At 63.1% G+C, this 21,142-nt stretch carries 13 protein-coding genes; 2 read left to right on the top strand and 11 right to left on the bottom strand.

Annotated elements, in window-relative coordinates; genetic code table 11:
• Window positions 1-2 precede the first annotated feature (2 nt).
• The gene (oadA, locus tag HX855_RS07955; protein WP_177090092.1) at window positions 3-1,811 is read left to right on the top strand and encodes a sodium-extruding oxaloacetate decarboxylase subunit alpha; all 1,809 of its coding nucleotides are present in this window, start codon (window positions 3-5) and stop codon (window positions 1,809-1,811) included.
• A gap of 70 nt (window positions 1,812-1,881) precedes the next feature.
• On the opposite strand, the gene HX855_RS07950 is transcribed toward oadA, so the two are convergent.
• The 5 genes from HX855_RS07950 to HX855_RS07930 all read right to left on the bottom strand — a co-directional run bounded on the left by HX855_RS07950 (window position 1,882) and on the right by HX855_RS07930 (window position 8,428).
• Window positions 1,882-3,186 carry an autotransporter domain-containing protein gene (locus HX855_RS07950; protein ID WP_177090091.1) on the bottom strand — a complete coding sequence of 435 codons (1,305 nt, stop codon included), beginning with the start codon at window positions 3,184-3,186 and terminating at the stop codon, window positions 1,882-1,884.
• Between the two features lie 110 nt (window positions 3,187-3,296).
• A complete protein-coding gene (locus HX855_RS07945; protein WP_177090090.1) occupies window positions 3,297-6,269 on the bottom strand; it encodes an autotransporter domain-containing protein in 2,973 nt (990 codons plus the stop codon).
• Between the two features lie 398 nt (window positions 6,270-6,667).
• A complete protein-coding gene (locus tag HX855_RS07940; RefSeq protein WP_177090089.1) occupies window positions 6,668-7,339 on the bottom strand; it encodes a GNAT family N-acetyltransferase in 672 nt (223 codons plus the stop codon).
• Window positions 7,340-7,349: 10 nt separating this feature from the next.
• Complete coding sequence (locus HX855_RS07935) at window positions 7,350-7,796, bottom strand: GNAT family N-acetyltransferase (protein WP_177090088.1); 447 nt, start codon at window positions 7,794-7,796, stop codon at window positions 7,350-7,352.
• Window positions 7,793-8,428, bottom strand: a complete 636-nt coding sequence (locus HX855_RS07930) for an FMN-binding negative transcriptional regulator (protein WP_177090087.1) — start codon at window positions 8,426-8,428, stop codon at window positions 7,793-7,795. Before HX855_RS07930 ends, HX855_RS07935 begins: the two co-directional genes overlap by 4 nt.
• Window positions 8,429-8,531: 103 nt before the next feature.
• Here HX855_RS07930 and HX855_RS07925 point away from each other — a divergent pair, with 103 nt between their 5' ends.
• Window positions 8,532-10,079, top strand: a complete 1,548-nt coding sequence (locus HX855_RS07925) for a PLP-dependent aminotransferase family protein (RefSeq protein ID WP_177090086.1) — start codon at window positions 8,532-8,534, stop codon at window positions 10,077-10,079.
• A 6-nt stretch (window positions 10,080-10,085) separates the two neighbouring features.
• On the opposite strand, the gene HX855_RS07920 is transcribed toward HX855_RS07925, so the two are convergent.
• From HX855_RS07920 to HX855_RS07895, 6 genes are all read right to left on the bottom strand, one after another.
• Window positions 10,086-14,720, bottom strand: coding sequence for a dermonecrotic toxin domain-containing protein (locus HX855_RS07920; protein WP_177090085.1), 4,635 nt, complete (start codon window positions 14,718-14,720; stop codon window positions 10,086-10,088).
• A gap of 125 nt (window positions 14,721-14,845) precedes the next feature.
• On the bottom strand, window positions 14,846-15,937 hold the full coding sequence (locus HX855_RS07915) for a polyamine ABC transporter substrate-binding protein (protein ID WP_177090084.1): 1,092 nt from the start codon (window positions 15,935-15,937) through the stop codon (window positions 14,846-14,848).
• Complete coding sequence (locus HX855_RS07910; RefSeq protein ID WP_177090083.1) at window positions 15,934-16,968, bottom strand: histone deacetylase family protein; 1,035 nt, start codon at window positions 16,966-16,968, stop codon at window positions 15,934-15,936. Before HX855_RS07910 ends, HX855_RS07915 begins: the two co-directional genes overlap by 4 nt.
• Window positions 16,969-17,101: 133 nt before the next feature.
• The gene (locus HX855_RS07905) at window positions 17,102-18,094 is read right to left on the bottom strand and encodes an AraC family transcriptional regulator (protein WP_177090082.1); all 993 of its coding nucleotides are present in this window, start codon (window positions 18,092-18,094) and stop codon (window positions 17,102-17,104) included.
• Window positions 18,095-18,144: 50 nt separating this feature from the next.
• Window positions 18,145-19,122: an asparaginase gene (locus HX855_RS07900; protein WP_177090081.1), complete on the bottom strand. Its 978-nt coding sequence runs from the start codon at window positions 19,120-19,122 to the stop codon at window positions 18,145-18,147.
• 86 nt (window positions 19,123-19,208) lie between these two features.
• The gene (locus tag HX855_RS07895; RefSeq protein WP_177090080.1) at window positions 19,209-20,660 is read right to left on the bottom strand and encodes a sodium:alanine symporter family protein; all 1,452 of its coding nucleotides are present in this window, start codon (window positions 20,658-20,660) and stop codon (window positions 19,209-19,211) included.
• Between the last annotated feature and the right edge of the window lie 482 nt (window positions 20,661-21,142).

The following is a 21,142-nucleotide window of genomic DNA, read 5'->3' as shown; positions in this document are numbered from 1 at the left end:
GAATGAGCAAGAAGATCTTCGTAACCGACACCATCCTGCGCGACGCCCACCAATCGTTGCTGGCGACCCGCATGCGCACCGACGACATGCTGCCGATCTGCGACAAGCTCGACAAAGTCGGCTACTGGTCCCTGGAAGTCTGGGGCGGCGCGACCTTCGACGCCTGCGTACGCTTCCTGAAAGAAGACCCGTGGGAGCGCCTGCGCAAATTGCGTGCGGCACTGCCTAACACACGCCTGCAAATGCTCCTGCGCGGCCAGAACCTACTGGGCTACCGCCACTACAGCGACGACGTGGTCAAAGCCTTCGTCGCCAAGGCCGCCGTCAACGGCATCGACGTGTTCCGCATCTTCGACGCCATGAACGACGTGCGTAACCTGCGGGTGGCCATCGAAGCGGTGAAAGCTGCCGGCAAACACGCCCAGGGCACCATCGCCTACACCACCAGCCCGGTGCACACCATCGAGGCGTTCGTGGCCCAGGCCAAGCAAATGGAAGCCATGGGTTGCGACTCGGTGGCGATCAAGGACATGGCCGGCCTGCTGACCCCGTACGCCACCGGCGAACTGGTCAAGGCCCTGAAGGCCGAGCAGAGCCTGCCGATCTTCATTCACTCTCACGACACGGCCGGCCTGGCGTCGATGTGCCAACTCAAGGCCATCGAAAACGGTGCCGACCATATCGACACCGCCATCTCCAGTTTCGCCTGGGGCACCAGCCACCCGGGCACCGAGTCGATGGTCGCCGCCCTTAAAGGCAGCGAATTCGACACCGGCCTCAGCCTGGAACTGCTGCAGGAAATCGGCCTGTACTTCTACGCCGTGCGCAAGAAGTACCACCAGTTCGAAAGCGAATTCACCGCCGTCGATACCCGCGTGCAAGTCAACCAGGTACCGGGCGGGATGATTTCCAACCTGGCCAACCAGCTGAAAGAGCAGGGCGCGCTGAACCGCATGAGCGAAGTGCTGGCGGAGATCCCGCGGGTGCGTGAAGACCTCGGCTTCCCGCCGCTGGTGACTCCGACTTCGCAGATCGTCGGCACCCAGGCGTTCTTCAACGTGCTGGCCGGCGAGCGCTACAAGACCATCACCAACGAAGTGAAGCTGTACCTGCAAGGCGGCTACGGCAAGGCGCCGGGCACCGTGAATGAAAAACTTCGCCGCCAGGCCATCGGCAGCGAAGAGGTGATCGACGTTCGCCCAGCCGACTTGCTGAAGCCGGAAATGACCAAGCTGCGCGGGGAAATCGGCGCGTTGGCCAAGTCTGAAGAAGACGTGCTGACTTACGCGATGTTCCCGGACATCGGGCGCAAGTTCCTTGAGGAGCGTGACGCCGGCACCCTGAGCCCTGAAGTGCTGTTGCCGATTCCTGAAGCCGGCGGCGTGGCCCGTGCCGGTGGTGAAGGCGTGCCGACCGAGTTCGTGATCGACGTGCACGGCGAGAGCTACCGCGTGGATATCACCGGTGTGGGCGTCAAGGCCGAAGGCAAGCGCCACTTCTACCTGTCCATCGACGGCATGCCCGAAGAAGTGGTGTTCGAACCGCTCAACGAGTTCGTCAGCAGCGGTGGCAGCAAGCGCAAGCACGCCACCGAGCCTGGCCATGTGAGCACGGCGATGCCGGGCAACATCGTCGACGTGCTGGTCAAGGAAGGCGACGTGGTGAAAGCCGGCCAGGCCGTGTTGATCACTGAAGCGATGAAGATGGAGACCGAAGTGCAGGCGGCTATCGCCGGTAAGGTCACCGTCGTTCACGTGGCCAAGGGCGACCGGGTCAACCCGGGTGAAATCCTGATTGAAATCGAAGGCTGATCAACAGCCTTCGACACTACCGCTTAAACCTCGGGGGGGCATGTGCCCCCTTTTTTTTCGCCTGCAATCATCAGAACGCCAGGGTCCATTGGCCGGTCAGCCCCTGGCTGCGGCTGTGGCTGCCCGCCTCCAGGGCATAGGCCAGGCCCACGGTGTGCTGGGGCGACAGCTCAAGGTCCAGCCCGGTGCGCAAGGCCAGGCTGTCACGGTCCAGGGACGTGCCTTCAATCGTGAAGTCACTGTTGAACCCCGGCCGTTTTACCCAGGCGGATGATTGGCGCACGGTGCTGCCCACATCACCGTAGAGATGCTTCCAGCCTGTGCTCAGGTGCGGTTTGAGGGCCATCCGGTTGTCCAGGGTGTAGGCGCTGGCCAGGCGCAAACCGAAGGTGCTGCTGAGGTTTTCCTGGGTCTGGGCGCCGACGTTCAGTGCGGTGAGGCCGCCTTTTTCCTTGTAGCGGTCGCGGTGGTAACGCTGATAACCCACGCCGCCAAACGGTTCGACACTGACGTTGCCCGCGTTCATCTGATAGCCCGCCTCGGCGAAGGCGTTTTGGCTCTGGGCGTTGTATTTGCCGGTGGACTGCTCGCGGTAATCCGCTACGTCAAAGTCCACGGTGCGCTTGTTTTTCCCGGCATGGTTGCTGTAGGTCGCACCCAGGCGCAGCGCCACGGGCCCGTCCAGGCGCACGGCGTACCCGCCGAGGTGCCAGCTGTCCAGTTCGCCCTTGAAGCGGTTGGCGTGCAGCGCGCTGGTGGACTTGGCGCCCATCACGCCAACCCGCCAGGCGTGATCCACCGCCCAGTCGCTGCCCAGTACCAGGCCTTGGGTGCGTTGCTGCAAACCGGCGCCGGTGTACTGCCCATCCAGCGTGCCTGCGTTACCCAGGCCCTGGAACCAGATGCGGCCATTGTCTGCGGCATCGCGGTCTTCACCCGGTTGGCGCATGGCGGAAAGCAGGCTGGCGTTCAGGGCGTTCATGCTGTTTTGGGTGGCGGCGGCCAGGTTGGCGTTCTGGCTGCCCGCCAGTTGCTCAAGGACGGCACCCACGCGACCTGGCGGCAGGTTGCCCAACTCACGGCCATAGTTTTCAAGTTGGTACGCTTGCCACTCGTTCAGTTCGCCCGATGCCAGCAGCGTATCCACGGCGTTATCCAGCACGTGGGCAACGCGCAGGCCATTGCGGGTGGTGGCGTGGTCGGCGAAGTAAAAGTCCTCGCTTGGCTTGGCCGGAGCGGGGGGCTTGTGGCTGGGTGCCTGGGTAATCCACTCACTGTCTGGCTCGATGTCTCCCCGTGCCTGGGCGTATTGAAGGTTGGCGACGCCCATCGTGAGGGTGATGGCGAGGGCGAGTTGTTTCTTGATGAACGGCATATAAACCCGGCTTCTTGATAAATGAGGCCGGGAATTTAGCGAGGTGAAGGGCGGATAAATGTCGGGCTACCGACCCTTCGCATGCGGGAGAAGTCTCTAGTGGGCGACGATTAAAAACTCATCTGCCATTGCCCGATCAGCCCGTGATTGCGGCTGTTACTGCCTATTTCGCCGGTGTACCCCACACCCAGGGTGTGGCGGGCCGACAGGCCTACATCCAGCCCGGCTTCCAGCAACAGGCTGTCGCGGTCCAGGGCGCTGCCCTCGACATTGAACGCGGTGCCGCCCATCAGGAAGGCCTGGCGGGTGTTGCTGTCGACATCGCCGTAGGTGTGTTTCCAGCCGGCGCTGACCCGTGGCGTGAGGCTGATGCCATTGTCCAGCTGGCTCAGGTGGGCCAGGCGCAGGCCGAAGGTGCTGCTGAAGTTATCCTGGGTTTGCCCGTCGACATGCAGGGCGGCGGCGCCCCCTTTTTCGGTGTAGCTGTCGCGGTGGTAGCGCTGGTAACCGAGGTTGGCGAAGGGTTCGGCACTCAGGCGCCCGCTGCCCATGGCGTAACCCAGTTCGGCGAAGGCTTGCTGGCTGTTGGCGTCGTAGTCACCTTTGGGGCGATCGTTGAAACCGTCGAAGCTCACGGTGCGTTTGCTCTCGCCTTGGTGCCCGCTGTAGGCGGCGCCCAGGCGCAAGGCCAGCGGGCCGCTCTGGCGCATGGCGTAGACGCCGGCGTGCCAGCTGTCGACGTTGCCGTCGACGCCCGTGGTGTCCAGGTCGGTCTTCGAGTAGCCGCCCAGCACGCCTACGCGCCAGTCCGAATCCAGTGCCCAGTCGGCACCCAGCACGCTGCCTTTGGTGCGTTGGGTCAGGCCGTTGCTGCCGTGGTCGCCGTCAAGCTTGCCGTAGCTGCCGATGCCTTGCAGCCACAGGCGGCCGCGGGCATTGGGGTCGTTGAGGTTGCGCGCGTCAGCCGGCACGCCCGTGGCGGCCAATACCGGTGTGTCTTTTTGATCAAGGCCCACCAGCAACCCGGCACCGCCGCCCAGTTGATGCATCGCGCTGAGCATGCTGTTGCCGACCTGGGCGCTGGCGCCGAGGGTGGCGCTGGTGAGGTTGGCGGTGCTGCTGCCCGCCAGTTGCTCGATGGCGGCACCGGCGCTGCTGTTGGTGGTGTTGAGCAGGGCGTTATACAGCGTGTTGTTCTTGCCCAGGCTTGCCAGGGCGTTGGCGGCGCTGGTGCCGTTGCCGGTGTTGGCGAACTGATTGAAGGCCACGTCGTTGCGGGTATAGGTCAGGCCGACCTGAGTGGGGCTGTAATCCAGGGTCGGGGTGAGGAAGGCATAGTCGCTGGTGACCTTGCCGAACGTGCCATTGATACTGCCGGCTTGCAGCACGGTGTAGTGGCTCTGCCACGGGTAAGTGCCGGTGCCGGGGTTGACCGCCGGGGTGGCGCCGTTCAGGTAGGCGGTGCCGCCGATCTGCACCGGTGCGCTGCTGCCGTCCGCATTGACGCCATAGGCCAGGGTCGAGCCGCTGGTCATGGTCAGGTCGCGGCTGATGCTGGCGGTACCGAGCGCGGTGTTGGTTTGCAGCGTGCCTTTGACCAACAGGCTGCCGACGCTGCCGCCCCCGGCATAAATACCGCCTTCATCGACGGTCAGGTTGCCGGCGATCCCGCCCTGGTTGATCAGCTTGGCGCCGCTGAAAATCTCGCCGCCATCGCTGAAGTCGCCGCTGCCGGTCAGGGTCCAGGTGCCTTGCTTGACGTCCAGCCATTCGAAGTTGCGGCTGTCGCCAAAACTGCCGCCGGCAGCGTCGTCCATGGTCAGGCGGTCGTAGCCGGTGCCGCCGTCTACCACACCGATAAAACGGCTGCCGGCCAGCAAGGTCAGTGAGTCATCGCCGCCGCCCAAGTCCAGGGCCAGGCCGTTGCTGCCGCTGATCAAGCCAGCGTTGACCACCGTGTCGGCAAACTCACCGACGAACTTCACACCAAAGCCATTCAGGCCCTCGATGGTGCCGTGGTTGATCAGTGTGGTTGCCGCCAGTCCCGGGCCGTCGCTGCCGTCATCCACCAGGATCGCGTTATTGGCGCCGCTCACCCGCGCGCCCACCCCGTTGAATACGTAGCCACCGCCGAGGGCGATGCCTTCGCTGCCGTTGGCAAAGCCGTTCTTGTCGACGCCGCCGGCGCCCACGCCCTGGATGATCCCGTAGTTTTCGACGTGGGCGATCTTGTCGATGTCCACGCCGTCACCGTCGCCATCGGGTTGCAGCCCGGAGAAGGCACCGGTGATCGTGCCGTAGTTGATCACCGTGCCGTCGCCGTCGGAACCAAAGCCCGAGCCGTTGCGACCGATCACCGTGCCGTAGTTGGTCAGCGTGGCGCCCAGGTCGGTGGTGATGCCGTGGCGCCCACCGGAAATCAAGCCGTAGTTGGTCACTGTCACGCCGGTGGCGGAGTCGATGTCCACACCGTCGAACTTGTCATCGCGCGAGTGGGTATCACCGGTGGAAATCTCACCGTAGTTGGTGATGCTGGCGTTGGCGCCGGTCTTCATGCCGTCGCTGGCATCGCCACGAATCAACCCGTCCAGGCGGTTGATGATAGTCGTCGTGACGTTGGGGCTGCGGATCGCATCCAGGTCCAGGCCTTGGCCGGTGGTGGAGCGAATGGTGCCGCTGTTGTCGATCAACAGGCTGCCGCTGGCGAAGTTGCTGTCGATGCGCACCGCGTCGTTGGCGCCCTGGATCACCCCGCCGGCGCGGTTGTAGAGGCTGTAGTTGCGTGTGCCCGTGAGGTCACCGCTGCTGTCGATGGCCCGCCCGCCGGTGGAGGTGATGTTGCCGGCGTTGTCGATCACCACGCCATTGCCGCTGGTGCCGTCTTTCAGCGTCACGGCGACTTTGGACGTCGTGATGCTGCCCGGCGCCGAGATCGTCAGCGAGTCGCTGCCGCCCAGGGTTTGCCCGGTGGTGGTCGGGGTGTCGATCTGCAGGGTTTTGGGTGGAGCAGGCACGGCTTCAGCAAGGCCACTGCCCATCAGCAGGCCGAGGGTGAGTGCGATGCGCTGGGGCGACGGAGGCATGGCTGACGTCCTTGTTTTTAGAAAAGAGTCGACCTGTATAGCGGAGGTTTTTTACAGAATGATGGCGGGGAGGTGACAGTGGGAAATTGGCAGCTTGTTGCAGCTTCAGGGTCAAGACTTCATGTTTGAAGAGTACCGAGCGGTGGGAGGGCGCGGACCTGCAACACTTTTTGCGTCGGCGGTGCACCTGTTGTTGCAGGAGGGTTGTGACGCCTTGCCGGCGTTGGGATGGAAGGTGGGCAGGGTGGGCTGAACACAAGATCTGAGTACGCTGAAGATCCAATGTGGGAGCGGGCTTGCTCGCGAAGGCGGTATATCTGTTAGCACCTGTGCCGACTGACACGACGCCTTCGCGAGCAAGCCCGCTCCCACATTGAGTGGTGTGGTGGCAGGGTAATTCAGATACGGCACTCAGCGAGCGTTTTCAGTTGGCCCGAACCCGCCTGGTTTTCATCCGACAACCACCGTTCAAACCCCGCTCCAATCGCTGGCCACTCTCCATCCAGGATCGAATACCACGCCGTATCGCGGTTCTTTCCTTTCACCACGGTGTGCTGGCGAAACACGCCTTCAAAACTGAAGCCCAGCCGTTCTGCCGCGTTTTTCGAGCGGGCGTTGGCGTTGTTGCACTTCCACTCCAGCCGGCGATTACCCAGCTCAAACGAATGCTTGGCCAGCAGGTACACCGCCTCGGTGCTTTTCGGGGTGCGTTGCATCGGTGCGCCGAAGGTCACGTGGCCGATTTCGATGCGACCTTGCTCGGGCACGATGGACATCAGGCTGAGGATGCCCTGCACGTCGCCGCTGGCCTTGTCGATCACGCTGAAGAAGTACGGGTCGCGGTGGGTCGCGTGGTTGTTCAGCCAGATATCGAAGGCGGCGCGCTCGGGGAACGGGCCGTAGGGCAAGTAGTCCCACAGCTTCGGATCGGCACCGGGGCCTTGCAGGGCCTGGAACAGGCCGTCGCCATGGCGGGCCGGGTCGAGTTTTTCCAGGCGGATAAAGCGCCCTTCGATAACGGTGACGGTGGGCGCCGGAACGCCTTTCCAATCGGCCAATGATGTCGACATGCTGCTCTCCTTAAAGACCTTTGCGAAACTGGATAAAGCCGGGGCGTTCGGCGATGCGTTCGTACAGCTGGATGGCGGTGGCGTTGGTCTCGTGGGTCAGCCAGTGAACCTTGCAGCAGCCGTCAGCCTTGGCTGTGGTGTAGACGAATTCGATCAGTTTGCGGCCCACGCCTGTGCCACGTTGGGACGGGTCGACCAGCAGGTCCTGCAAGTAGCAGGAGTTCTCAATGCTCCAGTTGGAACGATGGTAGATGAAGTTGACCATGCCCACGGCCTTGCCGTCTTGCCAGGCGAGGGCCGAATGGGTGGGCTCGCGGGCGTCGATCAAGCGCTGCCAGGTGTTCTGGCTGACGGCGTCCGGCAACTCGGTGTTGTAGAAACGCAGGTAGGCCTGCCACAGGGGTAGCCACGCGGCGTGGTCGGCGGCGCTGACCTGGCGGATTTCGATCGGGCTCATGATTGCTCCTTGGGAATAAAGCGGGCGAGGGTCTGGTCGCGTACGTCGGTGCTGGCCGCCAGCCCGTCACGAACCCCGGCGATGTCGGCCGCGCTGCGGTTCTGGCTGAGCTTGCGTTTGCCTTCCAGGCGCTGGATCGGCAGGGCAAAGCCGACAATGGCCTTGAGCATGCCGTCAATGTAGTCGGCCGGTGCGTCGCTGACTTTCCATGGCTGGGCGCGCGGGGATTCGTGGCGGTCCGTCAGGGCGCTGACCAGGCTGAGCAGGCGCTCGGCATCGGTGAATACCTCGGCGGTGCCGTAGGCATGTACCGCGATGTAGTTCCAGGTGGGCACGACTTTGCCGTGCTCGGCCTTGGCCGGGTAAAACGCCGGGCTGATGTAGGCCTCGGCGCCGGCGAAAATCACCAGGGCCTCGCTGCCGTTTTGCAGGTCTTGCCACTGGCGGTTGGCTTTGGCCATGTGCCCGTACAGCGTGCCGTTGGGCCCTTCATCGGGGTTGAGCAGCAGCGGCAAGTGGCTGGCTTGCAGGCCTTGCTCGCCAAAGGTGATCAGCTGCGCCAGGCGGGTGTGCTGGATCAGTTGCTGGATTTCGGGCAAATCGTCGAGGGCAAAGGCGCGAGGTGTGTACATGAATATTTTCCTTGGCGAATGCTTGCATCCTAGGCAGGCTATTGGTTCGTTGTAAGAGCCATCAATGGTCTATTTCATGGGTCCAATTTTCGGAGCGTATGCCATGCCCCCGTTAGAGCCGCCGTTGTCGTTCAACCCTGCCGGCATCGAGTTGGACCGCCGCCAGGGCCTGACGCGCCAGCTGTACCAGGCCTTGCGCCAACGGGTGCTGGACGGGCGGTTGGTCAGTGGTACGCGGCTACCGGCCAGCCGCGACCTGGCGGCGGCGCTGGCGATTTCCCGTAACAGCGTGGTTCGCGCCTATGACCAACTGTACGCCGAGGGCTTTATCGAAGGACGGGTGGGCGATGGGACTTATGTGGCGCAGTTGCCACAGGCCCGGATCAGCAGCAAAAAACTATCCACAAAAGTGTCCACAGGGTTATCAACAGGCTTATCCCCAGGGTTATCCACAAATTGGACGGATTTGCCGGTGGACGCGGTCAGCCGAGTTATCCACAGCACGGCCCTTGGGCGGATAGAAAACAACCATTTGTCGCTGCCGCCGACCGGCCCTCCACGGGCTTTTCGCGTGGGTATTCCGGCGTTCGACCTGTTTCCCTTTGATGTCTGGGCCAAGCTGAACGCGGCTTTCTGGCGCAAACCGGACCTGCAGCAACTGTGTTATGGCGACCCGGCAGGGGATGAGCGCTTGCGGGGGCTGATCGCCGCCTATTTGCGCAGTTCCCGGGGCATGCAGTGCACGGCTGAACAAATAGTGATCACCAGTGGCGCGCAACAGGCAATCAGCCTTTGTGCACAGCTGCTGGTGACGCCAGGGGATGGGGTGGCGGTGGAAAATCCGGGCTACCGCGCGGCAGGCCACGCGTTCGCGATTGCCGGCGCAACACTCCACGGGGTGGCGGTGGACAGCGAAGGCATTGATTGCTCGGCGCTGAACGCCATCAACGGTTGTCGCCTGGCCTATGTCACGCCCTCGCACCAGTACCCGATGGGCGTGGTGATGAGCCTGGCCCGGCGCCTGGAATTGCTGGCCTGGGCCGAGCGCACCGGCGGCTGGATCATCGAGGACGACTACGACGGCGAATACCGCTACAGCGGCGCCCCCTTGGCGCCCCTGGCGGCCCTGGACCGCAGCGGGCGAGTGCTCTACGTCGGCACGTTCGGCAAGGTGGCGTTTCCGGCGTTGCGCCTGGGCTACCTGGTGCTGCCGACGACGCTGGTGCAGGCGTTCGCCCGGCGCCGGGCGGTGGATGTGCGCCATTCTGAAGTCAGCACACAGGCGGTGATGGCCGAGTTCATGGCTGCCGGGCATTTCCAGCGCCATGTGCGGCGTATGCGACGTGCGGCCTTGAGTCGGCGCAATGCGTTACTGGCTGAATGGCCGCCGGGTGTCGACGGTGTGGGCAGTGTGCCGGCGGTGACGGCCGGGCTGCATTTGACGGTGCCGGTGCAAGGGCTGGAACGGGAGCAGGCATTGATTGCCAAGGCCGCTGCGGTGGGGGTGGAAATCAATGGGTTGAGCAACTATTGGCTGCCCGATTCCACCACCCCGGTGGATCAACGTGCCGGCCTGGTGTTGGGTTTTGCTGGTGTGCCCGAGGTGCAGATCAGCCAGGCGCTGGCGCGGTTGCGCCAGGCCTGGCAATAACCCGGCTCAGGTGGCGGGCGCGAGCGTCTTGCTCAAGAACAGCGTGCGGGCCAGCTGCGGACCGATCTTGGCGCGATAGATGGCCCTGCGTAACGGTTCGGACATGCCGTCAAACTCTTCAAAGGCGCCTCCCAGCCGACGTTGCTCCGGGGTCTTCAGGTGGGCGGTGACGTACGCTTCGTCGGGCGCGTTCAGGGTTTCGTAGTGAAAGTGCGCGTACCACAGCGCCCGCGTGGCTTTCTGGTCGCGCACTTCGTATTCCTGCATGAAATCTTTCTTGGGGCCTTTGAGCCGGCGGCGAGCGCCTACCGGGTGAATCGTCACTTCGCCCTCGGCACACAGCAGTTCCACATAGGCGGCCTTGGGCGGGCGTTTCTTGAGCATGTCCAGCCTGACGCGCCGACCTTCGCGGTAGAGCCTCTTTACCGCTTCATCGAGTTGCCGGATGACCGCCTGGGAAGCGGTATTGTCGGTTTCGTTGGTGGCGTTGGCGGCGTGTTCGACCACACGTCCGGCCTGTTCGAGCAATTGCGCCCGGCGCTCGAATTTCTCCTCGATCTCCACCGGCAGCCGTTGGGGCTGGTCGGCCTTTGCCGTGGTGCGCTTGATAAAGCCATCCACTTCGTCGAGCAATGCCTGGGCTTTTGTCAGGCTGTTGGCCAGGCTCACGGTGGCCGGGCGGCTGACGGGCGGGGTGGAGCCTGTGTGCTCGACCCAGTTGCCTGAGGGTTTTTTGTGAAAGGTGGCAATGATCTCGTGGGTGAGGGGGGCCTTGACGTCCACCAGGGTGGGATCCTCCGCGCGAGGCGTGCCCACCACCACACCCTGGAAGCGGGTCTTGATGATCTTCTTCGGGGGCCCGGCGGATACGCTCGAGGACGCTTCGGCCTCGGCCCTGGCCTCCAGGGTTTTACGTTCCCGCAGTGCAGTGTTCAGGGCGCGCATGGCCCGTTGGGCGTATTCGTCAATCTGCTTGCGCAGGTCTTCTACCGCTGCGCTCACGATCAGCCCGGGGTACTCGTCCGGCAGGTCCAGCAGGTTCTGGTTGATCACGGTAAATTGGTCGACGACGTTGTCCAGCGCCTCGATGTGCGCGTCCAGGTCGGGCTCAGTCCGCCTTTCCACCAGCTCACGGGCACTCTGGACGGTGAGTTGGGCGGCCTGAACAATCCCATTGATGCTGTTTTGCGCTTCGGTCATGTCCGCCGTGCTGTTCTCCTCCAGGCACAGGGAGCGAGCCAGCGAAATACGAAAGCCTTTCAAGTCATCCAGGTCAAACGGCGGCAGGTTCTGCCGGGTGCTGAGTTCCAGTTTGGCGCCCTCAAAGCCCAGTTCCCTGAGGTATTTGAAACGTGAATGAACGTACTCCAGCTGGGTGATCATGTTCAGGGTTTTATCGGCGATGCGCCGACGGGTGAAGACCTCCTGGGGGTCACTGCCCATGTGCTGGCCGCTGGCAGCGAGGTCTTTTTGAAAGTCCGTCACTTGTTCGTTGATGCCGGCCTGTGCAATGAGTAACTGCTTCTCCAGGTAGGCGAGCATGCGGGGCGCATAGTCCGGCACGACGTCGAGCAGGTTCAATGACTTCAGTTGGGCGATGGGCGCTTCGTACTCCGCCCGCCGTTTATCCAGGGTGGCGATAAAGGTCGTCAGTGCGCTGTCGGACGTGCCGGGCGATGCGGCCCGGCTGACGCTGCGGGCCGTCTCAAGGGCGGCGCTTTGCTGCGCTTCCTGACGGTCGAAGGCCTCCAGTTGTTCCCGCAGGCCGGCAATCGTGACGGGCTTGAGCCGCTGGCCTTTCTTCATCCGGCTCCTGAACCCGGCACCGCGCAGGCGCAGGCGTGTATCGACAAACCATTGGCCGGCGCGGTTGTTGACCAGCACCGGGCCCAAGCGCTCGGGCTGGGTGGCGTCGACGATCAGCACGGTATCGTTTTCGTCCACCTGCACCTTGAACCAGCGTTCGCCCACCGGGGCATACCATTGATCATTGAGGGGGTAGAGGTGCTGGTGCGGGCCCGGCAGGGTTTGCTGCGCGCCCAGGGTTTCGGGGCGCGTGACGCTGAAGCTGTCGAGGGTCTTTTTCAGGCTTGGGGGCTGGCGGGTCAAGGCGCCCAGGGTGTGCAGCGGCGGTTCGTGGCCACCGGGCAGCTCGGGTGTCTGGATGTCGGGCTGCTGGATGACGGGCAGTGGGGCCGGCGCCTGGGTCGGGGTGGGTATTTCCGGGGTGGGTTTTTCCGCCCGTACGAGCGGGGTCTGCCGGCTGGCCAGGTGCAGCGCCAGGGCCATGCCCAAGTTGAGGAAAATGTCGGTCAGGGCGGACCATTTGGCGGTGCTGTCGCCACTTTCGCTGGCGTCGATGGCTTCCTGCACGTCGTTGATCAGTTGGCCGACCCAGGCCGCCGTGCCGACGGTTTTGCCCAGAAAGGGCAAGGCTGCATTGAAGATCATCCAGCCGGCCCGCTTGAAGCTTTCCCAGCGGGCCTCAGCGTTGGACACCGATTGTTTGTCGGCAAGCTCCACCAGCGCCTTCGCGTTGGCGGTGAACAGTGTCGCCAACTCGTCGTCCTGCACCGTCTGGCTGCCGAGGATGACCGGTCCCGTCATGGTCAGCGCCAGCCACGGTTGTACCAACAGGGTGGACAGGGTGCCGGGCGAGGCGAGGAAGGGGCCGGGAAAGACAAACTGGGCGTAGTCAGACCGCACGCTGTCGGGCAGCCAGGCCAACACCGAGCTGCGCAGTTCGCTGGATTGTTTGATGGCGTAAATCAGGTTGTTCGGTGAAGCAAACTGCATCAGTTGGGTCGGGGATTGGGGGCGATACAGGAGGCAGGGCCCGTTGGCCGGATGCTGCGGGCCGATGACGAACATATTGCTGACCGGGTCGGCGGCCTGGCTTGTGCGGCGGGTGGGGATAAACGCCAGGGGCCGGATGACCACGGTGTAGCCGTTCACGCGGCGCTGGTTGGGGTCGCGTGCCATGGCCGCGCAGACATAACGGTAGCCTTGCTCATCCACGCCGTGCTGGTTGCGAATCTTGTATTGCAGGGCCAGCAATGGCAACTGCAGGCGCAACTGATCGGTGTAGAGGGTTTGCCGCAGCAGCGACTGCACGGGGTTATCGAGCAGGGTGGCCTTCACCAGCCTGGGGTATTGATCGCCGATGTTCACTTGGGTGATCAGGTCTTGCAGGTACGTCACGTTCATCCAGCTCGGCAGGCTGCGGCCATCCTGGTACTGCGCGACCTTGTTGCCCAGCGGCAGGGCAATCAGGTTTTGCAGCGCCAGTTCTTCGAGGCTGAAGGTGACGGTGCTGGTCAGGCCGGGGACGGTGAACAACCCCCAGACCACCTGGCTGGTCACGGTGATTTGCACGTGCTTGAGTTTGAGCATCAATTGCTGGCTGAGTTGACTGCCATTTGCCACCAGGCCCAGGTCGGTTTTCTGGGCAGGCGTCAGGGTCTTGGCCATGGCGTCGGCGATGGCCTTCAGGGCGTAATCGCCAATCAGCGGAATATCATCCTGATAGGTTTTATTGTGGGTGCGGCTGTTGAGGGTGGCGATGTCGAACATGCCGCGGCTGTAGCGGGACAGGTCGGAGGAGCTGGCGCTTTTCAGCCACTCGGGTATGGCGTCGCTGATCTTTTCCAGCTTGTCCCGATCGTCCGACGACAATTGCCCGAACTCCAGTTCCCCGCGCCGGGAGAGGTCGTCATCGGCCTGCCGGGGCGGGGTGCCCGAGGTGATTCTGCCAATAGCATCGAGTTGCAGGCCGATCAGCGCGCAGGCCTGGTACTCGAAAAAATCGCCCTGCGGTTCATAGAGCCGCCACTTCAGCGCTTTATCTTCGAGGTGGGTGGTCGCCAGAATCAGCGCCTGGCTGAGGTCGTCCTGGCTGTCGAACTTTTGGTACCCGTTGGCGATGGAGTACGTGAGGATCATCGTGTGCTGGTCGTGGGTCCCGATCAGGATGGCGAGTGAGGCAAGGCTGAGGTGCTGGGTATGGGTGCCTTTGTCGACATCGATGTCCATCAGGCAGGCACGGGTGCGGTATTTGTCATTGGGCAGGCGCACCGCAGCATCCGGGTACAGAAACACGTTCTTCGCCATGGCGCGTTCGTCTGCGTCCCAGCCCACGGATTCGTGGATATCCCAGGCGCTGCGCAAGGCATTGGCGAAGGCTTGCCAACGGGTTCCGCGGGGGCTGTCGGTCTGGTTCCAGAACGCCAGTTGCTGTTCCTGATACGCCACGAACATCAGTGGCGCACATTCATTGATCAGCCGGGCGATGGCATCGATACGCACCGGCATATGGAGGTCCGGGCCGACGGTGGCACGGTCGGTCAGGTAATGCTCGCCATCGAGGTAGACCAGGGGCTGGTCGGAAAAGGCCCGCCGCGCGAGCGCGCCGGTGAGGGATTCGTGACGAGGCAGGCCGGGTACTACGTGGTCGTTGAGGATCAGCCAGAACGGCGAGACCACAATGGCCAGGTCCGGGTCGATCTCCAGTTCCGGGTACAGCTCCTTTAGCGCCGGCCGCAAGATCTTCGCGGCCACCTCGCGAATGGACGGGCCGGTGGTCAGTTGGGTGAGCAGCTCATTGCCATTGACGGATTCTTGCTCGGTGGAGGGTTGGGGCATGGGGGCGTTCCTTGCTGGCACTAAAACGATCGGTTTGCCAGAAAGTAACGAGCCCCGCCGGGGGCGTGGTGGTAGTTAACTGTTCAACGGGTGGCGAGGGAACGGGCGCCCTCGCCACCCGTGCATCAGGTTCCGGACTTGATCTTGGTCCAGGCCCGGGTGCGGGCGCGTTCGGCATCGCGGCCCAGGGGTTTCAAGGTGTAGAGCGTGGCCATGGCCGCTTCGGTGGGGTACAGGTTGGGGTTGTTGCGGATCGCCGGGTCCACCAGGTTGGTGGCGTCCTTGTTGGGGTTGGGGTAACCGACAAAGTCGCTGATCGGCGCGATCACACCCGGTTGCAGCAGGTAATTGATGAAGGTGTAGGCGTCTTCAGGGTCTTTGGCGCCCTTGGGAATCGCGAGCATGTCGAACCAGATGGGGGCGCCTTCCTTGGGCAGGCGCATGTCCACGGTCACACCGTTCTTCGCTTCTTTGGCGCGGTTGGCGGCCTGGGAGAAGCTGCCGGAGTAACCGACGGCCACGCAGATGTCACCGTTGGCGATGTCTGCCATGTACTTGGACGAGTGGAAGTAGGTGATGTAGGGGCGGATCTTCATCAGCAACGCTTCGGCTTTCACATAGTCCGCCGGGTTGCTGCTGTTGGGGTCCAGCCCCAGGTGTTGCAGGGCCAGCGGCAGAATCTCCGACGGCGAATCCAGCAGGGCCACGCCGCATTGCTTGAGCTTGCTGATGTTCTCTTCCTTGAAGATCAGGTCCCAGCTGTCCACCGGCGCGTTCGCACCGAGGGCGGCCTTGACCTTGTCCGGGTTGAAGCCGATGAGGATGGTGCCGTACATGTAGGGCACGGCGAATTTGTTGCCGGGGTCGTTGGCTTCGATCAGCTTCATCAGCTTGGGATCAAGGTGGTTCCAGTTCGGCAGCTTGCTGCGGTCCAGGGGCTGGAACACCGACGCCTCGATCTGCTTGGCCAGGAATACGTTGGACGGCACCACCACGTCATAGCCGGAGTTGCCGGTAAGCAGCTTGGCTTCGAGGGCCTCGTTGGTGTCGAAGATGTCGTAGATCAGTTTGACCTTGGGGTTCTGGGCCTTGAAGTCTTCCAGGGCCTTGGGGGTGATGTAGTCGAACCAGTTGTAGACCCGCAGGGTGGTTTCTTCGGCCTGTACGGCGCCGCTCAAGGCCGCCGCGCAGAGGACAAGATGCTTGAGCATTTTCATGGTGCTGACCCCTCAAAACCTTCAAGAACATTGACGGCGTTAATGCCGATTTCTTCCACCGCGTAGCCGCCTTCCATCACAAACAGCGTCGGTTTTCCCAGCTGCGCAATGCGTGCGCCCATGGCCAGGTAGTCCGGGCTGTCGAGCTTGAACTGGGAAATCGGGTCGTGTTTGAACGTGTCCACGCCCAGCGAGACGACAATGACGTCGGCGCCGTATTGCTGGACTTGCGCGCAAGCCTGGTCCAGCGCCGCGCTCCAGGTGTCCCAGCCCGAGCCTGCGGGCAGCGGGTAGTTGAAGTTGAACCCCTCGCCCGCGCCTTCGCCCAGCTCATCGGCATAGCCGAGGAAGAACGGAAACTCCGCTTCCGGGTGGCCGTGGATCGAGGTGAACAGCACGTCGCTGCGTTCATAGAAAATCGATTGGGTGCCGTTGCCGTGGTGATAGTCCACGTCAAGAATGGCGACCTTTTTGTGGCCCTGGTCGAGAAACGCCTGGGCGGCGATGGCGGCGTTGTTGAGGTAGCAATAGCCCCCCATCAAGTCGCTGGCGGCGTGATGGCCGGGTGGGCGGCACAGGGCGAACGCACTGCGGGCGCCGTGCTGGATCGCTTGTTGGGCGGTCAGTGCCACCTGGGCGGCGCTGTAGGCGGCTTGCCAGGTGCCTGCGGTGATCGGCGCGCCGCCGTCAAAGCTGTAATAGCCGAGTTGGCCGTGCAGGCTGGTGGGGATCACCTTGCGCAAGGTGCGGGCGGGCCAGGTGTAGGGCAGCAAGTCGCCGTCCTGGTTGAATGCTGTCCAGCGTTGCCAGGCGCCCTTGAAGAAGTCCAGGTAGGCCGCGCTGTGGATGCGTTGCAGCGGCGCCAGGCCGAAATCCTCGGGCGCGTGCACCGGGCCCAGCGCGCGGTCCTTGACCCGTTGCAGCACATGGTCGGCGCGGGAGGGCATTTCAAAGCAGGGCATCAGTTGCCCGTCCATCAGCTCGCAGCGGCCGTGGTGCAGATGGTGATCGTCCGAGTAGATCGTCAGCATATTGTTGTTCTCCGCAGGCTGTATCGGTGCATGCAGTCTTGCGGCGGGCGGGGTTTATGAGAACGGCAGGAGCGGCCAAAAGGGGATAAATACGGCCAATGTGTATGACCGAAATTCGCCCCTCAATGGGGCGTCATGCGCGAAATTGGCTCGGCGCCACGCCGCTCCAGCGTACAAACGCATGGCGGAAACTCGCGGTTTCGCTGAACCCCAGTGCTTCGGCGATCCGGTAGATCGGCAGTTCGTCCTCGCCCAGCAACTGCTTGGCCCGCTCGAAGCGTAGCTCGTCGAGCAACTCCTGATAGCTGCACCCCTGGTCGTGCAAATGCCGGCGCAACGTGCGGGCCGAGCAGTTCATTTGTTGCGCCAACCCCTCAAGGCCCGGCGCCGCCTGCAACTGGCTGGCGAGCAACTGGCGAATCCGCCCCAGCCAGGCCTGGCGCCCGGTGAATTCCAGGTTCTGCTTGCGGCACCGTTCGGCCATGGCCTGGTGGGTGACGGCGTCGGCCAGGGGTAACGGCCGATCCAGCCAATGCCTGTCGAACGCAAAGGCATGGGCGGTGGCCTGGAACTGCAACGGGCAGTCGAAGCGCTCGCGATAGCGCGCCTGATAATCCGGCGCATCGTATTCAAAGCGCGCACCGAGCAGTGGCAGCGGATGACCGAGCAGGTCGTCACAGATGACTTTCAATGAGACCAGGCAGAACTCGACGTTGAAGGTTTCCAGTGCCGGGTTCTCCCGGTAATCGCCGGCGCTGAACCAGACGCGCTCGCCGTCCTCCACCAGACTCAGTTCGAAAAGTGTTCCCAACAGCGCCGGATAACGCAGTGCCAGGCGTAAAGCGTCACCGAAGGTGGCACAGGTGAGCAGGGCATAGCCGAGCATGCCGTAGGACGAAACGTGCATGCGCCGGCCCAGTTCCAGGCCGATATCACGCTGCAATGCCACGGCATTCGCGCACACGCGCATCTCTTGGTTGGTGGTGATGCGCGTGTCGGCACGGCTCAAGTCCGCCGCGCAGATGCCGCTGCCGGCGAGCAGGGTGTCGCTGGGCAGACCCTGGTCCTTGAAGGTGCCAAGTACCAGGGAGACCGCGTTGAGGGTGGTGAGGTGGGAGTGCAGCATGGGGGCTTCCAGCCAGGGGATGGCTGGAAGAGGAGCAAGTTATATGCCGGTCAGCTCAGTTCGCCACACAGGTCGAGTTCCACCAGACGGCGGATTTCGGCGGTGTCCAGCCCGGCGCCGATCAAGGCGTTGAGCTTGCCGAACACGGCTTCACGGGTCATCCCGCCGCCCGACAACACGCCCACAGCGCGCAGGCGGCTGCCGGCCTCGTAGACATCCAGCTCTACACCGCCTTCATGGCATTGGGTAATGGCGACGACGACCACGCCGTTGTCCTGCGCGCGCTTGAGGCTGGCGAGGAACGCGGGATTGTCGCTGGGGCCGGTGCCGCTGCCGAAGCATTCCAGCACCAGTGCCTGGATGCCGCTGTCGATCAATGCGTCCACTTGCGCGGCGGCGATGCCCGGCACCAGTGGCAGCACGCCCACATTGGCCAGCGCCTTGGCTTGGCGGTAATGCAGTGCCGCCGGAACCAACTCGGCCTGGGCAACGCCGCCGTTACGCTGCAACGCGGCAAACGGATGGCGACCAAAACTGCGGATTTTCGCGCAACGGGTCGGGGCCATCAGCACGCCGTGGAAGTACAACTGCACACCAGGCGCCAAGCCTTCGCCCAGGGCCAGCAGCGCGCCGCTGACGTTTTCCCAGGCATCGCTGTCGGGCACGCCGGCGGGCAGCATCGAGCCGGTAAACAGCACCGGGGCGGGCAGGCCCAGCAGTTGGAAACTCATGGCGGCCGTGCTGTAGGCCAAGGTATCGGTGCCGTGCAGGATCAGCACGGCGTCGCAGCCCGCATCCACCGCTTCGACCACCGCCACACGCAAGCGCTGCCAGTAGGCGGGCGTCATGTTGGCGCTGTCGATCAGCGGGGACATCTCCTGGAAGCGCCAGGCTGGCACGTCCAGTTGGGCGAGGGCTTCGCTCATGCGGGTTTCAAAACCCGAAGCGGGCGCCAGGCCGTTGGCGCTGGCCTGCATGCCGATGGTGCCACCGGTGTAGAGCACCATGATGTTATTTGCTTGGGACATCGAAGAATCTCCTGAACGAAAAACGCCGCCGGGCCCAGAGCATGCCCAAGGCCGGGCGGCGTGTCATCTATCTAGGCTTGCGACGCTTAGCGTTGCGCTTGAGCGTTCAGATCAGCCGAGGCTTGAGCGGCAGGTTCCGGCTTTACCGGAATGGCCGGCCAGGCCTTGCGGTCCAGGTCCAGGTCCGGGAACTGGCTGGAATCGAACACCGGGGTCTTGATGCCCGCAGCGCGCTGGTTGTCGTAGTCGTTCAGGATGCGCATGGCGATCTTGAACAGGAACGCCAGGGCGAACAGGTTGACGAACGCCAGCAGGGTCATGGTGATGTCGGCGAAGGCAAACACAGTGCTCAGGTTCTCGATGGAACCCCAGAAAATCAGCACCAGCACCACGGCGCGGTAGCCCATCAACACCTTGCGGTTGTCACCCACCAGGAAGCGCAGGTTGCTCTCGCCGAGGTAGTAGTTGTACATGATCGAGGTGAACACGAACAACGCCAGGGCTACCGAGATGAACATCCGGCCCCAGTCACCGACTACGGCGGCCAGGGAGTTCTGGGTCAGGGCAATGCCGTCGCCTTCGAAGCCTGGGGTGTAGAAACCGGAGAGCAGGATCAGCAACGCGGTGCAGGTGCAGATCACGAAGGTGTCGAGGAACACGCTGAACGCCTGAACCACGCCTTGGGCGATCGGGTGTTCCACCGATGCCACGGCCGCCACGTTAGGCGCGCTGCCCAGACCGGCTTCGTTGGCGAATACGCCGCGTTTCACGCCCATGATGATCGCGCTGCCCACCAGGCCACCAAAGGCCTGGTCGAGGCCGAAAGCGCTCTTGACGATGGTCGCGAGCATGGCTGGCACGTGGTCGAATTGCAGCACGATCACGTACAGGGTCACGGCGATGTAGACCAGGGTCTTGACCGGCACCAGCAGGTCGGCGATCGAGGCGATCCGCTTGATCCCGCCGATGAACACCAGGCCCAGCAGCACGGCCAGGGCCAGGCCGGTGTAGGTGGTGTCCAGGCCAAAGGCGTTGTTCAGCGAGTGCGTCACGGCGTGGGCTTGCAGGCCGTTGAAGGCAAAACCGAAGGTCACCAGCAGCAGGAACGCTACCACCATGCCCAGCCAGCGTTTTTGCAGGCCGTGCTGGATGTAATAGGCCGGGCCGCCACGGTAGGTGCCTTCCGCGTCGGTGCGCTTGTACAGCTGGCCGAGGGAGCACTCGATAAAGCTCGACGACATGCCCACCAGTGCGGTGACCCACATCCAGAACACGGCGCCCGGGCCACCCAGGGTCACGGCAATGCCGACGCCTGCGATGTTGCCGGCGCCCACGCGCCCGGCGAGGCTGAGCATCAGCGCCTGGAACGAGCTGAGTTGGCCGGTGCTGCTTTTCAGGCTGTCGCGAAACACCGAAAACATGTGGAAAAAGTGACGCAACTGAACGAAACGCGAGCGGATCGTGAAGTAACCACCGAGCCCGACAATGAGCACGATCAATACTTTCCCTGAGAGGAAGTCGTTGATGACTTCTAGCATGGAGTGTTCCTCGCTGATTTTTCTAATGGCAAACGCAGGACGGTCCGACGCATCGCTCAGCACCAGGCAGTGCACGACGCTTCGCCCCAATCCTTTTGCGGGTGTTGTTATTCATGCGGTTTCGCGCTTCCCAGGGTCTCGTTACCGACGACCGCTGACGCGAAGAGGGGCGGCACTATACCTAGGCGAACGTGATCCGTCTGCTTGGGCTGATTAAAGGTTTCACCAAAATCTTTCTGGTTGCACCCGTTTACTGTGGGAGCCGGGCTTGCCCGCGATGGCGGTGTGTCAGGCGACAGTGCTGCCAACTGACCCGGCCTCATCGCGGGCAAGCCCGGCTCCCACAGGGTTTTGCGGTGTTCGGTCGAGCGTGTTTCAGGCAAAAAAAAGGTTCTTCACGGAATCCCGGGAAACTCAGAAACAAGAACGCCGATTTGATTGATGATGTTCGTGCGAGCAAACACATCTAACAAACCGGCGTT

It is taken from the genome of Pseudomonas sp. IPO3778 (assembly GCF_013386825.1).
In the GTDB taxonomy this organism is placed as follows: Bacteria; Pseudomonadota; Gammaproteobacteria; order Pseudomonadales; family Pseudomonadaceae; genus Aquipseudomonas.
The sequence above is the reverse complement of the archived record's forward strand: the minus strand, read 5'-3'. Positions and strand labels throughout refer to the sequence as shown.

Bases quoted from the DNA above. Each gene is read 5' to 3' on its own strand.
- oadA (WP_177090092.1), top strand. From the start codon at position 3: ATGAGCAAGAAGATCTTCGTAACCGACACCATCCTGCGCGACGCCCAC.
- HX855_RS07950 (WP_177090091.1), bottom strand. From the start codon at position 3,186: ATGCCGTTCATCAAGAAACAACTCGCCCTCGCCATCACCCTCACGATG.
- HX855_RS07945 (WP_177090090.1), bottom strand. From the start codon at position 6,269: ATGCCTCCGTCGCCCCAGCGCATCGCACTCACCCTCGGCCTGCTGATG.
- HX855_RS07940 (WP_177090089.1), bottom strand. From the start codon at position 7,339: ATGTCGACATCATTGGCCGATTGGAAAGGCGTTCCGGCGCCCACCGTC.
- HX855_RS07935 (WP_177090088.1), bottom strand. From the start codon at position 7,796: ATGAGCCCGATCGAAATCCGCCAGGTCAGCGCCGCCGACCACGCCGCG.
- HX855_RS07930 (WP_177090087.1), bottom strand. From the start codon at position 8,428: ATGTACACACCTCGCGCCTTTGCCCTCGACGATTTGCCCGAAATCCAG.
- HX855_RS07925 (WP_177090086.1), top strand. From the start codon at position 8,532: ATGCCCCCGTTAGAGCCGCCGTTGTCGTTCAACCCTGCCGGCATCGAG.
- HX855_RS07920 (WP_177090085.1), bottom strand. From the start codon at position 14,720: ATGCCCCAACCCTCCACCGAGCAAGAATCCGTCAATGGCAATGAGCTG.
- HX855_RS07915 (WP_177090084.1), bottom strand. From the start codon at position 15,937: ATGAAAATGCTCAAGCATCTTGTCCTCTGCGCGGCGGCCTTGAGCGGC.
- HX855_RS07910 (WP_177090083.1), bottom strand. From the start codon at position 16,968: ATGCTGACGATCTACTCGGACGATCACCATCTGCACCACGGCCGCTGC.
- HX855_RS07905 (WP_177090082.1), bottom strand. From the start codon at position 18,094: ATGCTGCACTCCCACCTCACCACCCTCAACGCGGTCTCCCTGGTACTT.
- HX855_RS07900 (WP_177090081.1), bottom strand. From the start codon at position 19,122: ATGTCCCAAGCAAATAACATCATGGTGCTCTACACCGGTGGCACCATC.
- HX855_RS07895 (WP_177090080.1), bottom strand. From the start codon at position 20,660: ATGCTAGAAGTCATCAACGACTTCCTCTCAGGGAAAGTATTGATCGTG.